The organism is Pseudomonas sp. SAR267, assembly GCF_052077595.1.
GTDB classification, from domain to species: Bacteria; Pseudomonadota; Gammaproteobacteria; order Pseudomonadales; family Pseudomonadaceae; genus Aquipseudomonas; species Aquipseudomonas vlassakiae.
Genome location: NZ_JBQIHU010000001.1, coordinates 4098374 through 4112801, shown reverse-complemented (window position 1 = coordinate 4112801; position 14428 = coordinate 4098374). Strand labels below are relative to the sequence as shown.

Below are 14428 nucleotides of genomic sequence, written 5' to 3'. Positions count from 1 at the left end.
CAGAAAGCCTCAGAGCAGCACCACATCGTATTGTTCCTGCGAATACATCGACTCGACCTGAAAGCGAATGGTTCGGCCAATGAAGGTCTCCAGTTCGGCAACGTTGCCGGACTCTTCGTCCAGCAGGCGATCGACCACCTTCTGATTGGCCAGCACACGATAACCCTCAGCCTGGTAGGCACGGGCTTCGCGGAGGATCTCGCGGAAGATCTCGTAACAGATGGTCTCGGGAGTCTTCAGCTTGCCGCGCCCCTGACAGGCGATGCATGGCTCGCAGAGAACCTGTTCGAGGCTTTCACGGGTGCGCTTGCGGGTCATCTGCACCAGGCCCAGCTCGGTGATGCCGATGATGTTGGTCTTGGCATGATCCCGCTCCAGCTGCTTTTCCAGGGTGCGCAGCACCTGGCGCTGGTGCTCTTCGTCTTCCATGTCGATGAAGTCGATGATGATGATCCCGCCGATGTTGCGCAGGCGCAGCTGCCGAGCGATGGCCGTGGCGGCTTCGAGGTTGGTCTTGAAGATGGTTTCTTCCAGGTTGCGGTGGCCGACGAACGCACCGGTATTGACGTCAATGGTAGTCATCGCTTCGGCCGGGTCGACCACCAGGTAGCCGCCGGACTTGAGCGGCACCTTGCGCTCCAGGGCGCGCTGGATTTCGTCCTCGACCCCGTACAGGTCGAAGATTGGCCGCTCGCCTGGATAATGCTCCAGGCGATCAGCGATCTCCGGCATCAGCTCGGCGACGAACTGCGTGGTTTTCTGGAAGGTTTCCCGCGAATCGATACGAATCTTCTCGATCTTCGGGTTGACCAGGTCACGCAGCGTGCGCAAGGCCAGGCCGAGGTCTTCATAAATGACCGTGGGCGCGCCGCAGGTCTGGATCTGGCTGCCGATCTGCTCCCACAGGCGGCGCAGGTAACGGATGTCCTGGAGGATTTCTTCAGCCCGCGCCCCCTCGGCAGCGGTGCGCAGGATGAAGCCCCCTGCGTCCTTGATGTTCTCGCTGTCCATACAGTCGCTGACCACCTGCTTGAGGCGCTCGCGTTCGGCTTCGTCTTCGATCTTCAGCGAAATGCCGACATGGCTGCTGCGTGGCATGTACACCAGGTAACGCGAGGGGATCGACAGCTGCGTGGTCAGGCGCGCACCCTTGGTGCCGATCGGATCTTTGGTCACCTGCACCACCAGGGCCTGGCCCTCGTGCACCAGTGCGGTGATGTTCTCCACCGCCGAGCCTTCGCGCTGGGATATTTCCGACGCATGGATGAACGCCGCGCGCTCCAGGCCGATGTCGACGAAAGCCGCCTGCATGCCCGGCAGCACCCGCACGACCTTGCCCTTGTAGATATTGCCGACGATGCCGCGACGCTGGGTGCGCTCGACATGCACTTCCTGCAGCACCCCGTTTTCCACCACCGCCACGCGTGATTCCATCGGGGTGATGTTGATCAGGATCTCTTCACTCATGGCAGGCTCTCGTCAAAGGTCTCGGGTAATGATGGATCGCTATCGGATGTCTGGCTAGCGCTGTGCCGATACCCCATGTTGCTGCCAGCATGGGATCGAAAACGCCGCGAGCAAGCGGGCGGTTTCGAACAGCGGAAGGCCGACCACGGCCGAGTAGCTGCCCTCAAGCTGCTGCACGAAGACTGCACCCAACCCCTGAATCGCGTAGCCGCCTGCCTTGTCCAGTGGCTCGCCGGTTTCCCAGTAGCGCTGCGCTTCTTCAGGGCTGATTTCGCGAAAATACACATGGGTACCGACGCATGCTTCTTCCCAACGCGTTCCATCGGTCACGGCCACGGCCGTGATCACCTGATGGCGGTCGCCGGAAAGCTTGGCGAGCATGGCCAAGGCGTCGTCACGGTCACGCGGTTTACCGAGGATTTCTCCGAGAGAAGACACCACCGTGTCAGCCCCCAACACCACGCCTGGTCCGTCCAGCCTGGCGAAACCGGCGGCAGCCTTGGCACGCGCCAAGCGCAAGGCATAGTCTGGAATGCCTTCGCCGGGCAGTGGCGTTTCATCGATGGGCGCACTGACAACAGTGAACGGCACGCCGATCTGGCCGAGCAGTTCACGCCGGCGCGGTGAGCCGGAGGCGAGGTAGAGTGGTTTCATCTGGACATCTCCCTGTCAGTGGCAGCGCCGTCAGTTGATGCGCAAACGTCGGCGCAGGTCGCGCAGGGCGAAGCTGATCCATGGCCAGAGCAAGGCACTGATCACGGCTGGCCAGACCAGCGCCAGGGTTGGCAGGCGATTGCCGGTGAGCGCACTGAGCCACAGCTGGATCAGCTGGGCGATACCGAAGATCACCAGGATCACCAGGCTCTGCTGCCACAGCGGGAACATGCGCAGGCGCTGCTGCAGCGACAGCACGAGGAACGTGATGAGCGTGAGGATGAGCGCGTTCTGCCCCAGCAAGGTGCCGTACAGTACGTCCTCGGCCAGCCCCAGAATGAAAGCGGTGGTCATGCCAACCTTGCCTGGCACGTTCAAGGTCCAGAACGACACCAGCATCGCCAGCCACATGGGCCGGAACACTTCAAGGAACTGCGGCATGGGTGAAACGCTGAGCAGCAGGCCGATGGCGAACGTCAGCCAGATGACCCAACCGTGATTACGGCGCGACTTGGCCATCATTGTCTCCGGGGATGGGCGGGGGCCGCAGGCGCGGCGGCAGGGCTGCCGGGCGCTGCAGCCGGGGCCGCAGGCGCCTGACCCGTAGCGGCCGGCCCGGCTGGCTGTGCCGGGGCTGGGGCAACTGCCGGCTGCTCGGCATTGGCAGCAGGTTGGCCAGTGCCCTTGCGATCGGCCTCTTCCTGGGCGATGGCTGCTTCGGTGGCACGCTGCTCCGGTGTACGGCGGTCACTGAACACCAGCAACATGTAGCGGCTGCGGTTGAGCGCGGCGGTTGGAATGGCGCGGACGATGGCAAACGGCTGGCCGGAATCGTGGATCACTTCGTTGACCGTGGCCACCGGGTAGCCGGCCGGGAAACGCTGGCCCATGCCAGAGCTCACCAGCAGGTCACCTTCCTTGATGTCGGCGGTGTCGGCGACATGGCGCAACTCGAGACGCTCCGGGTTGCCGGTGCCGCTGGCGATGGCGCGCAGGCCGTTGCGGTTGACCTGCACCGGAATGCTGTGGGTCGTGTCGGTCAACAGCAGGACCCGCGAGGTATACGGCATCAGCTCGACCACCTGGCCCATCAGGCCACGGGCATCGAGTACCGGCTGCCCCAGGAATACACCATCGCGCTCACCCTTGTTGATCAGAATGCGGTGGGTGAACGGATTGGGGTCGACGCCGATCAGCTCGGCCACTTCGACCTTTTCGTTGACCAGCGCCGAGGAGTTGAGCAACTCACGCAACCGCACGTTCTGCTCCGTCAGGGCCGCCAGCTTCTGCAGGCGCCCTTGAAGCAGCAGGGCTTCGGTCTTGAGTTTTTCGTTTTCAGCGATCAGCTCGGTGCGGCTGCCGAACTGGCCGGCCACGCCTTGCCACATCCGCTGCGGCAGGTCGGTGATCCAGTACGATTCCATGAGCACCAGGCCCATCTGGCTGCGCACCGGCTTGAGCACGTCGAAACGCGCGTCGACAACCATCAGCGCGACCGACAGCACTACCAGTACCAGCAGGCGAACGCCCAGCGAAGGGCCCTTGGAGAAAAGCGGTTTAATGGGCCGTTCCTCGTGGACGACTCAGGAGGTCATTGGACATGGGACAACGCACCAGCCTGGTTGCGGGTTGACGGAAACGACGCCGCGATGGACGCCAGCCAGCGCATACAGGTAGCACTGCGCGTGCTACCTGTAAACCGGGCTTTCGAAAGCAGCGGGGGATCACTCGCTGGAGAGCAGGTCCATCGCGTGCTTGTCCATCATCTCCAGGGCGCGACCACCGCCACGGGCGACACAGGTCAGCGGGTCTTCGGCGACGATCACCGGCAGGCCGGTTTCCTGCGCCAGCAGTTTGTCGAGGTCACGCAGCAGCGCGCCACCACCGGTCAGCACCAGGCCGCGCTCGGCGATGTCGGAGGCCAGCTCCGGTGGCGACTGTTCCAGGGCGCTCTTGACCGCCTGGACGATGGTCGCCAGGGATTCCTGCAGGGCTTCCAGGACTTCGTTGGAGTTCAGGGTGAAGGCGCGTGGTACGCCCTCGGCCAGGTTGCGGCCGCGCACATCGACCTCGCGCACCTCGCCGCCCGGGTAGGCGGTGCCGATTTCCTGCTTGATACGCTCGGCGGTGGATTCGCCGATCAGGCTGCCGTAGTTGCGGCGCACATAGGTGACGATGGCTTCGTCGAAGCGGTCGCCGCCAACCCGGACGGACTCGGCATAGACCACGCCGTTCAGCGAGATCAGTGCGATTTCGGTGGTGCCGCCACCGATATCGACGACCATCGAGCCACGGGCTTCTTCGACCGGCAGGCCGGCACCGATGGCAGCGGCCATTGGCTCTTCGATCAGGAACACTTCACGGGCACCGGCACCCAGGGCCGACTCGCGAATGGCGCGGCGCTCTACCTGGGTCGATTTGCACGGCACGCAGATCAGCACGCGCGGGCTGGGCTGCAGGAAGCTGTTTTCGTGAACCTTGTTGATGAAGTACTGCAACATTTTTTCACAAACGCTGAAGTCGGCGATGACGCCGTCCTTCATCGGACGAATGGCAGCAATGTTGCCAGGCGTGCGGCCCAGCATGCGCTTGGCTTCGGTACCGACGGCGACGACGCTTTTCTGGTTGCCGTGGGTACGGATGGCAACAACCGAGGGCTCATTCAGGACGATACCGCGCTCACGCACGTAAATAAGGGTGTTGGCAGTCCCCAGGTCGATGGAAAGATCGCTGGAAAACATGCCACGCAGTTTCTTGAACATGGGAAAGTGACCCTGGGGAAAGCGTGGGTAAAAAAGTGCGGCAAACTCTAACAATGGCAGGGATTTTGGGCAAGGAGCCAATATGTTAAATTGGCTGTTTTTCCGAGCACGCCAGCAGATGATCGCGGCCGTTGGACCGCCAAAATGCTGACATGTTCCTCACCGCGGACCCTATTCGGTTCTTTGTTTCCCCTGGAGATCACCATGGCGCTTGAACGCAGCGACGTGGAAAAGATTGCCCATCTGGCCCGTCTGGGCCTGAATGAAGGCGAACTGCCACGCATTACTGACGCCCTGAACAGCATTCTCGGCCTGGTCGACCAGATGCAAGCGGTCGACACCAACGGCATCGAGCCCCTGGCCCACCCCCTGGAGGCCAGCCAGCGCCTGCGTCCCGACCAGGTCACCGAAAGCAACCAGCGCGACGCCTACCAGGCCATCGCGCCAATGACCGAAAGCGGTCTGTACCTGGTTCCGAAAGTCATCGAGTAAGGGATAGAGCCTGCCATGCATGAATTGACCCTGGCCGAGATCGCCCGCGGACTCGCCGACAAGTCGTTTTCCTCCGAAGAGCTGACCGGCGCCCTGCTGGCGCGCGTCAAGCAGATCGACCCACAGATCAACAGTTTCATCAGCGTCACCGAAGAGCTGGCCCTGGGCCAGGCGCGTGCTGCCGACGCCCGTCGCGCCGCTGGCGAGAACGGTGCACTGCTCGGCGCACCGATTGCCCACAAGGACCTGTTCTGCACCCTCGGCGTGCGCACCAGCTGCGGCTCGAAGATGCTCGACAACTTCAAGGCACCGTACGACGCGACCGTGGTCGCCAAGCTGGCCGAAGCCGGCATGGTCACCCTGGGCAAGACCAACATGGACGAGTTCGCCATGGGTTCGGCCAACGAATCCAGCCACTACGGCGCGGTGAAGAACCCGTGGAACCTCGAGCACGTACCCGGCGGTTCGTCGGGGGGCTCGGCCGCTGCCGTGGCCGCACGCCTGCTGCCGGCCACCACCGGCACCGACACCGGCGGCTCGATCCGCCAGCCGGCGGCACTGACCAACCTCACCGGCCTCAAGCCGACGTACGGTCGTGTATCGCGCTGGGGCATGATCGCCTACGCCTCGAGCCTCGACCAAGGTGGCCCGCTGGCACGTACCGCCGAAGACTGTGCCCTGCTGCTGCAAGGCATGGCCGGCTTCGATGCCAAGGACTCCACCAGCATCGACGAGCCTGTGCCGGACTACAGCGCCGCCCTCAACGGCTCGCTGCAGGGCCTGCGCATCGGCCTGCCGAAGGAGTACTTCGGTGCCGGCCTCGACCCGCGCATTGCCGAGCTGGTCCAGGCCAGCGTCAAGGAGCTGGAAAAGCTCGGTGCGGTGGTCAAGGAAATCAGCCTGCCGAACATGCAGCATGCCATTCCGGCGTACTACGTGATCGCACCAGCAGAAGCCTCCTCCAACCTGTCGCGCTTCGACGGTGTGCGCTTCGGCTACCGCTGCGAAGAGCCGAAAGACCTGACCGACCTGTACAAGCGTTCCCGTGGCGAAGGCTTCGGTACCGAAGTGCAGCGCCGCATCATGGTCGGCACCTACGCCCTGTCGGCCGGCTACTACGACGCTTACTACATCAAGGCGCAGCAGATCCGCCGCCTGATCAAGAACGACTTCATGGCCGCCTTCGCCGAGGTCGACCTGATCCTCGGCCCGACCACGCCGAACCCGGCCTGGAAGCTTGGCGCCAAGAGCAGCGACCCGGTCGCCGCCTACCTGGAAGACGTCTACACCATCACCGCCAACCTGGCGGGCCTGCCAGGCCTGTCGATGCCAGCCGGCTTCGTCGATGGCCTGCCGGTCGGCGTGCAGCTGCTGGCACCGTACTTCCAGGAAGGCCGCTTGCTCAACGTCGCGCACCGTTACCAGCAAGTCACCGACTGGCACACCCGCGCCCCTAACGGCTTCTGAGGAATTCACACATGCAATGGGAAGTTGTGATCGGGCTGGAGATTCATACCCAGCTGTCCACCCAGTCGAAGATCTTCTCCGGCAGCGCCACCACCTTCGGCTCCGAGCCGAACACCCAGGCCAGCCTGGTTGACCTGGGGATGCCAGGCGCACTGCCGGTGCTGAACCAGGAAGCCGTGCGCATGGCCTGCATGTTCGGCCTGGCGATCGATGCCGAAATCGGCAAGCGCAACGTATTCGCGCGCAAGAACTACTTCTACCCGGACCTGCCCAAGGGCTACCAGATCAGCCAGATGGACCTGCCGATCGTCGGCAAGGGCCACCTGGACATCGCCCTGGAAGACGGCACCATCAAGCGCATCGGCGTCACCCGTGCCCACCTTGAGGAAGATGCCGGCAAGAGCCTGCACGAAGACTTCAGCGGCTCTACCGGCATCGACCTGAACCGCGCCGGCACGCCACTGCTGGAAATCGTCTCCGAGCCGGACATGCGCAGCGCCAAGGAAGCCGTGGCCTACGTCAAGGCTATCCACGCGCTGGTGCGCTACCTGGGTATCTGCGACGGCAACATGGCCGAAGGCTCGCTGCGCTGTGACTGCAACGTGTCGATCCGCCCGAAAGGCCAGGCCGAATTCGGCACCCGCTGCGAGATCAAGAACGTCAACTCGTTCCGCTTCATCGAGCGCGCGATCAACAGCGAGATCCAGCGCCAGATCGACCTGATCGAGGACGGCGGCAAAGTGGTGCAGGAAACCCGCCTGTACGACCCGAACAAGGACGAGACCCGCTCCATGCGCAGCAAGGAGGAGGCCAACGACTACCGTTACTTCCCCGACCCGGACCTGCTGCCGGTGGTGATCGAGGACAGCTTCCTCGAAACCGTCCGCGCCGGCCTGCCGGAGCTGCCACCGCAAAAGGTCGAACGCTTCCAGAGCCAGTACGGCCTGTCGGCCTACGACGCAAACGTGCTGGCTTCCAGCCGCGAACAGGCGGATTACTTCGAAGAAGTGGCGAAGATCGGTGGCGACGCCAAGCTGGCCGCCAACTGGGTCATGGTCGAGCTGGGCAGCCTGCTGAACAAGCTGGGCATCGAGATCGACCAGGCGCCGGTCAGCGCCGCACACCTGGGTGGCATGCTGCTGCGCATTCGCGACAACACCATCAGCGGCAAGATTGCCAAGACCGTGTTCGAGGCAATGGCAGCGGGCGAAGGCGATGCCGACAGCATCATCGAAAGCAAGGGCCTCAAGCAGGTGACCGACACCGGTGCGATCGACAAGATGCTCGACGAAGTGCTCGCTTCCAACGCCGAACAGGTCGAACAATATCGTGCCGCTGACGAGGCCAAGCGCGGCAAGATGTTCGGCTTCTTCGTCGGCCAGGCGATGAAGGCCTCCAAAGGCAAGGCCAACCCGGGGCAGGTGAACCAATTGCTCAAGGCCAAGCTCGAAGGGTGATTGTTTTACCCCTCTGAATCTTGCGAGGGCTTCGCCCTCGTTCGCGGGCACGCCCGCTCCCACAGGTGCAGCGCCGCTATCACATGCGGCGATGTACCTGTGGGAGCGGGCGCGCCCGCGAATGGCCATATAGGAGAGCACCTGACTTGCTAAAACGTTCCCTCGGCACCCTGGCCCTGTTCTCCTTCCTGGCCGGCTGCGCCAGCCACGACATCGACCCCCGCGGTTACAACGAAACCGGCACCGCGTCCTACTACGGCTCGCGCCACCACGGCAAACGCACTGCCAGCGGCGAACCGTTCAACCAGCACGGCCTCACTGCCGCCCACCGCAGCCTGCCATTCGGCAGCCGTGTGCTGGTCACCAACCTGGCCAACGATCGCAGCGTGGTGGTCCGCATCAACGACCGCGGCCCGCATACCCGAGGCCGACTGATCGACCTGTCACGTGCTGCAGCAGAAAAAATCGGCATGCTCCGTAGCGGAACGGCGCGCGTCCGGGTACAAGGTCTGAGCGATTGACCTGCCACCTGCCCTGACTGGAGCCCCATCATTTTCGACCTGGCCACCCTCCCCACCTTCAGCCTGCTGCAAATGGGCGCTGCCCTGCTGCTGCTGATCGCCGGTGCCGAACTGCTGGTGCGTGCGGCGCTGCGCCTGGCCGAACGCCTGCGCGTGCGCCCCTTGATCATCGGCCTTAGCCTGGTGGCCTTCGGCAGTACCGCACCGCAGTTGACCGTGAGCCTGCAAGCCGCCTATCAAGGTGCGCCCGACGTGGCCGTGGGCAGCGTGATCGGCAGCAACATCTTCAACGTACTGGTCATCCTCGGCCTGGCCGCGCTGATCATTCCACTGCGGGTATCGCGCCAGCTGGTGCGCCTGGACATCCCGCTGATGATTGCCGCCAGCGCCCTGGTCTATGCGCTCTGTGGCAATGGCCACCTGGGCCGGGCCGAAGGGTTGCTGTTGCTGCTCGCCCTGGCGGGCTACCTGGCCATGCTCTGGCACCAATCGCGCCATTATGCTCGCACCTATCCGGCCCAGGATGCCAGCGCAGCGCGCGCTGGGCGCTTCTGGTCCGGGGCGCTGCTACAGGTGCTGTTCGGCCTTGGCCTGTTGAGCCTGGCCGGACACCTGCTGCTGGAGGCGGCCATTGAAGTGGCCACCGATCTCGGACTGTCCGAGCGGGTCATCGGCCTGACGGTGGTCGCCGTGTGTACATCCCTGCCCGAGCTTGCCGCCGCGCTGATTGCCGCCATTCGCGGCGAGCGGGAGATTGCCGTCGGCACGGTGATCGGCAGTAATCTGTTGAACTTGCTGGGTGTGCTCGGCCTGACCGCACTGATAACACCCGAGCCGCTGACCATCTCGCCCAATGCGCTGGCATTCGACCTGCCGGTGATGCTGGGTGTCGCGGCCCTGAGCCTGCCGGTGTTCTATTCGGGCTACCGGATCACCCGCAGCGAGGGGCTGGTATTCCTCTGCCTGTACCTGGTCTATGGCCTGCATGTGGCAGCCTTCACCATGGGCATGCCACTGGCCGGGCGGCTGGAGCGGTTGATGCTGTTCTATGTGCTGCCGGTGCTGGGCACGGTGTTGCTGTACACCACCGCCCGAGCCTGGCGCAGGCAGCACTGACAGGCCAGGCCTGCTTTGACTATCTTCCCTGCCGAGCCTTCTTCAACTTGAAGGCCACCCACAGCACTGCAATCCACGCAGGGATCAGCATCACCGAGATGCGGATCGGCGGGGTCAGGTACATCACCACCAGAATCAGCACGATGAACGCCAGGCACAGGTAGTTGGTCAGCGGGTGCCCCCAGCTCTGGTAGAACGGGTTGACCCCGGCCGCCAACTTGGCCTTGCGGAACTTCAGGTGGGTGATGCTGATGCTGGCCCAGTTGATCACCAGCGCCGACACCGCCAACGCCATCAGCAGGCCGAACGCCTCGCCAGGCATCAGGTAGTTGATCAGCACGCACATGCCGGTCGCAAAGGCTGAAACAGCCAATGCCGTCAGGGGCACGCCGCTGCGGCTGACCTTGAGCAACTGGCGCGGCGCATCACCTTGGCTGGCCAGGCCGAACAGCATGCGACTGTTGGCGTACACACAGCTGTTGTACACCGACAACGCAGCGGTCAACACCACGATGTTGAGGATGGTCGCCACCAGGTCGCTGTCCAGTTCGTGGAAGATCATCACGAACGGGCTGCCGCCTTGCACCACCTTCTGCCAAGGGTACAGCGACAGCAGCACGGCCAGGGCACCGATGTAGAAGATCAGGATGCGGTAGACCACCTGGTTGGTTGCCTTGGGGATGCTCTGGCGCGGGTTGTCGGCCTCGGCGGCGGTAATGCCGACCAGCTCCAGGCCACCGAAGGAGAACATGATCACCGCCAGCGCCATCACCAGCCCGGTCACACCATTGGGGAAGAACCCGCCGTACTGCCACAGGTTGGCCACGCTGGCATCCGGGCCGCCGTGGCCGCTGGCGAGCATCCAGGCGCCGAAACCGATCATGCTGACGATCGCTACCACCTTGACCAAGGCGAACCAGAACTCCATTTCGCCATAGACCTTCACCTGGGTGAGGTTGATCAGGTTGATCACCACGAAGAAGATCGCCGCCGTGGCCCAGGTCGGGAACGCCGGCCACCAGTACTGCACATAGATACCCACGGCCGTGAGCTCGGCCATGCCGACCAGCACGTAAACCACCCAATAGTTCCAACCGGAAACGAACCCGGCGAACTCGCTCCAGTATTGGTGGGCGAAGTGGCTGAAGCTGCCGGCGACAGGCTCCTCGACCACCATCTCTCCCAATTGGCGCATGATGAGGAAAGCCATCAGGCCGGCGATGGCGTAGCCCAGCAAAACGGCGGGACCCGCCAGCTGGATGGTCTGGGCGATGCCCAGAAACAGCCCGGTACCGACGGCGCCACCCAGCGCAATCAGCTGGATATGGCGATTCTTCAGCCCGCGCTTCAGCGGCTCGGGCGTGCTCTGGTCTTGCATGAAGTGTCCTTTGGCTCAGTGAGGCAGTGTTGTTGCTGTTGTTTTGCAGTCAAGGATCTAGATCCATCCGCCCCACTGCAAGATGAAAATACCAATATTGGTGGTGATCGCCGCCATTAACGTGGTTATCACGATGATCGAGGCCGCCAGTTCATGGTTGCCGTTGGCGGCGCGAGCCATGACGTAGCTGGCCGCCGCCGTCGGGCTGCCGATGTAGAGGAACAGGATGCCCAGCTCGGCCCCCCGGAAGCCGCACAACCAGGCACCCAAGGTGCCGATCAGCGGCAGCAGGACCATCTTCACCAGGCTCGCATCGATGGCCAGCCTGCCGCTGTCGCGCAGGGCCGCCAATGACAGGGTGCCACCGATGCAGATCAGCGCCAGCGGCAGGGTCATCTGCGCCAGGTAGTCGCCAGACGTCAGCAGCCAGTTCGGCAGCGGCACCTGGCCGTAGGCCAAGGGCGTGGCCACCAGCACACTGATGATCAGCGGATTGCTCAGGATGCTCTTGCAGATGCTCCACGGGTCGGACTTGAGGTCCGGGCTGTACACCGCCAGCACCACCGCCGACAGGGAGTTGTACATGAGGATCACCAGCCCGGCGAGCACCGCCCCCAGGGAGATGCCGTAATCGCCATAGAGGCTCGCAGCCAGGGCCAGGCCGATCACGCCGTTGTTGCCGCGGAACGCACCCTGGGTGTAGATGCCACGGTCGGCCAGAGGGCTGCGCCAGATGGCCATGCCCCAGGCCACGGCAAAGCCGACCAGGGTGGCGACCACGAAGTAGAGGATGACCCTGGGCTGTACCGCGGTGGCCAGGTCGGCGTGGTAGATGCCCAGGAACAGCAACGCTGGCATGCAGACGTTGAACACCAGCTGCGAGGCGACGCGGTTGAAGTTGTCGTCGATCAGGTGGATACGTTTGAGCAGCACGCCCATGAACAGCATGGCGAAGACGGGGGCCGTGATGTTCAGCGTCTGGATAAGAAGGGCGAGCATGCGCAAGCGGTCCTGATGGGGTTGCCGTTAGGCGGCTAATGATACGCCAACGCGTCAGGAATTGCGGGGATCGAGCAGGACTTTAAACATGTTTCTGACTGCACCTGCCTCTTCGCGGGCACGCCCCACAGGGGATATGCGACCCTTGTGGGAGCGGGCATGCCCGCGAAGAAGCCAACGCCGGATCAGCGCCGAACGGGGCGCTTCTGCAATTTGCGCTGCAGGGTGCGACGGTGCATGCCCAGCGCCCGCGCAGTAGCGGAGATATTGCCCTCGTGCTCATTCAGCACGCGCTGGATGTGCTCCCACTGCAGGCGGTCCACCGACATCGGGTTTTCCGGCACCAGCGAGTCCAGGTCGGCATGTTCCGACAGCAGTGCCGCCAGCACGTCGTCGGCGTCGGCCGGCTTGCACAGGTAGTTGCAGGCGCCGCGCTTGACCGCCTCGACGGCGGTGGCGATGCTCGAGTAACCGGTCAGGATCACCACGCGCATCTCCGGGTCCAGCTGCAGCAGCTTGGGCAGCAGCACCAGGCCCGAGTCGCCTTCCATCTTGAGGTCCAGCGTGGCGTAGTCCGGCAGGTCCTGCTGGGCCAGAAGCAGGCCTTCCTCGGCAGAGCTGGCAGTGCTCACACGGAAACCGCGGCGGCTCATGGCCCGGGCCATGACCCGAGTAAAGGTGGCGTCATCGTCCACCAGCAACAGGTGCGGCAGCTCTTCGCCTTCGACCTGGTTTTCTTCGCTCATCATTCATCTCCTCGCTTGCCATGGGGCAGGCGCAGTTCGGTCAGGGTGCCACCCTGTTCATGACTATAGAGTTTCACCGAACCGCCCGCACGGGTCACGCTGGCCTTGCTCAAGAACAGGCCCAGGCCGAAGCCTTTGCCTTTGGTGGTAATGAAGGGTTTGCCGATTGCTTCGGCGATGGCCGGCGGTACACCGGGGCCATGGTCGCGGATGCTGATCAGGATGTCCTGGGCGTCCCAGTCCAGGGTGACCTGCAGGTCATCGGGGCAGGCATCGGCGGCATTGTTCAACAGGTTCAGCAGCGCCTGGGTCAGGTCCGGTGGCGGCGTCAGGCGCGGTACCAGACCGTCGCGCAGGCGCTGGAAGCGGTAGCTGGCCTCCGGGCGCATCAGGTGCCAGCGGTTCAACGCTTCGTCGAGCCAGGCGGTGACGTCCTGTTCGACCACCGCCAGACGGCGGTTGGCCTCGGCGGCGCGCACCAGTTGCTGCAGGGTTTCCTTGCACAGCTTGACCTGGTCCTGAAGGATCTGCAGGTCTTCCTGAAGCAGTGGGTCGGTGTGGTCCTGGCGCATTTCATTGAGCAGCACGCTCATGGTCGCCAAGGGTGTGCCCAGTTCGTGGGCCGCGCCGGCAGCCTGGGTGGCCACGGCCAGCAACTGTTCGTCACGCAGGCTTTCTTCGCGGCGCTCGGAGCGCAGTTGCTCCTGACGGCGCAGTTCTTCGGCCATGCGCGCGGCAAAGAAGGTGATCACGGCGGCGGCCAGGGCGATACTCAGCCACATGCCGTAGACCTGCATCTTGTCCCGCGCCATCGGCAGCCCCTCGAGCGGGTAGAACTGCACCAGCAGCAGGCTGTAGGCGGTCAGGGCGATGCCCGAGAGGATCAGCGAATACAGCCACGGCAAGGTCACCGCAGCGATGGCCAGCGGCACCAGGTAATAGGACACGAACGGGTTGGTCGAGCCACCCGAGTAGTACAGCAAGGCACTGTGGATCAGCAGGTCGCAGGCCAGCTGCAAGGCATATTCGGTCTCGGTGACCGGCAGCGACAGGCGCAGGCGCAGGGCGGTGAAGGCGCAGAGCAGCGACGACAGGGCCAGGGTAGCAGCCAGCGAAAGCCACGGCAGCGACAGCAGGTCGGTCCAGTAGGCGACGCCCACGGAGCCTGCCTGGGCGGCCAGGACCAGAACGCGAATGACAGTCAGGCGCCAGAGGTTCTGGCGTGTTGCGGACAACGGTTGTGCGGCGGCGAGCATGCGCTCTCCCGATGTGTGCTCCAGTAAAATCGGCTGGAGTATACCGAAGCCGGGCGCCCCACTGCAGCGATGCGGCAAAGCGCCACACTTTGTCACATGTTCATGGTGGCACT

General features: G+C 63.8%; 14 protein-coding genes. 5 read left to right on the top strand and 9 right to left on the bottom strand.

Annotated features, from left to right (window positions below; translation table 11 throughout):
- Positions 1-9 precede the first annotated feature (9 nt).
- The 5 genes from rng to mreB all read right to left on the bottom strand — a co-directional run bounded on the left by rng (position 10) and on the right by mreB (position 4883).
- Positions 10-1467: a ribonuclease G gene (rng, locus tag ACTORR_RS19310; RefSeq protein WP_054887195.1), complete on the bottom strand. Its 1458-nt coding sequence runs from the start codon at positions 1465-1467 to the stop codon at positions 10-12.
- Between the two features lie 54 nt (positions 1468-1521).
- A complete protein-coding gene (locus ACTORR_RS19305) occupies positions 1522-2121 on the bottom strand; it encodes a Maf family protein (RefSeq protein WP_054887194.1) in 600 nt (199 codons plus the stop codon).
- Between the two features lie 30 nt (positions 2122-2151).
- Positions 2152-2640, bottom strand: a complete 489-nt coding sequence (gene mreD, locus ACTORR_RS19300) for a rod shape-determining protein MreD (protein ID WP_054887193.1) — start codon at positions 2638-2640, stop codon at positions 2152-2154.
- Complete coding sequence (gene mreC / locus ACTORR_RS19295; protein ID WP_082433679.1) at positions 2640-3683, bottom strand: rod shape-determining protein MreC; 1044 nt, start codon at positions 3681-3683, stop codon at positions 2640-2642. Before mreC ends, mreD begins: the two co-directional genes overlap by 1 nt.
- 162 nt (positions 3684-3845) lie before the next feature.
- Complete coding sequence (gene mreB / locus ACTORR_RS19290) at positions 3846-4883, bottom strand: rod shape-determining protein MreB (RefSeq protein WP_003255163.1); 1038 nt, start codon at positions 4881-4883, stop codon at positions 3846-3848.
- A 204-nt stretch (positions 4884-5087) separates the two neighbouring features.
- Here mreB and gatC point away from each other — a divergent pair, with 204 nt between their 5' ends.
- The 5 genes from gatC to ACTORR_RS19265 all read left to right on the top strand — a co-directional run bounded on the left by gatC (position 5088) and on the right by ACTORR_RS19265 (position 9936).
- Entirely contained in the window at positions 5088-5375 is a 288-nt protein-coding gene (gene gatC, locus ACTORR_RS19285; RefSeq protein ID WP_054887192.1) for an Asp-tRNA(Asn)/Glu-tRNA(Gln) amidotransferase subunit GatC, read from the top strand.
- Between the two features lie 15 nt (positions 5376-5390).
- On the top strand, positions 5391-6842 hold the full coding sequence (gene gatA, locus ACTORR_RS19280) for an Asp-tRNA(Asn)/Glu-tRNA(Gln) amidotransferase subunit GatA (protein ID WP_054887191.1): 1452 nt from the start codon (positions 5391-5393) through the stop codon (positions 6840-6842).
- Between the two features lie 11 nt (positions 6843-6853).
- Entirely contained in the window at positions 6854-8299 is a 1446-nt protein-coding gene (gatB, locus tag ACTORR_RS19275; protein ID WP_441343768.1) for an Asp-tRNA(Asn)/Glu-tRNA(Gln) amidotransferase subunit GatB, read from the top strand.
- 146 nt (positions 8300-8445) lie between these two features.
- Positions 8446-8820: a septal ring lytic transglycosylase RlpA family protein gene (locus ACTORR_RS19270; protein ID WP_082433675.1), complete on the top strand. Its 375-nt coding sequence runs from the start codon at positions 8446-8448 to the stop codon at positions 8818-8820.
- Between the two features lie 72 nt (positions 8821-8892).
- Positions 8893-9936, top strand: a complete 1044-nt coding sequence (locus tag ACTORR_RS19265; RefSeq protein ID WP_099814306.1) for a calcium/sodium antiporter — start codon at positions 8893-8895, stop codon at positions 9934-9936.
- A gap of 19 nt (positions 9937-9955) precedes the next feature.
- Here ACTORR_RS19265 and ACTORR_RS19260 read toward each other — a convergent pair whose 3' ends face one another.
- From ACTORR_RS19260 to ACTORR_RS19245, 4 genes are all read right to left on the bottom strand, one after another.
- A complete protein-coding gene (locus tag ACTORR_RS19260) occupies positions 9956-11314 on the bottom strand; it encodes an amino acid permease (RefSeq protein WP_054886990.1) in 1359 nt (452 codons plus the stop codon).
- A 57-nt stretch (positions 11315-11371) separates the two neighbouring features.
- On the bottom strand, positions 11372-12313 hold the full coding sequence (locus ACTORR_RS19255) for an AEC family transporter (RefSeq protein WP_054886989.1): 942 nt from the start codon (positions 12311-12313) through the stop codon (positions 11372-11374).
- 185 nt (positions 12314-12498) lie between these two features.
- A complete protein-coding gene (locus ACTORR_RS19250) occupies positions 12499-13059 on the bottom strand; it encodes a response regulator transcription factor (RefSeq protein WP_054886988.1) in 561 nt (186 codons plus the stop codon).
- The gene (locus tag ACTORR_RS19245; RefSeq protein ID WP_441343767.1) at positions 13059-14315 is read right to left on the bottom strand and encodes an ATP-binding protein; all 1257 of its coding nucleotides are present in this window, start codon (positions 14313-14315) and stop codon (positions 13059-13061) included. The genes ACTORR_RS19250 and ACTORR_RS19245 overlap by 1 nt, the downstream gene beginning before the upstream one ends.
- Between the last annotated feature and the right edge of the window lie 113 nt (positions 14316-14428).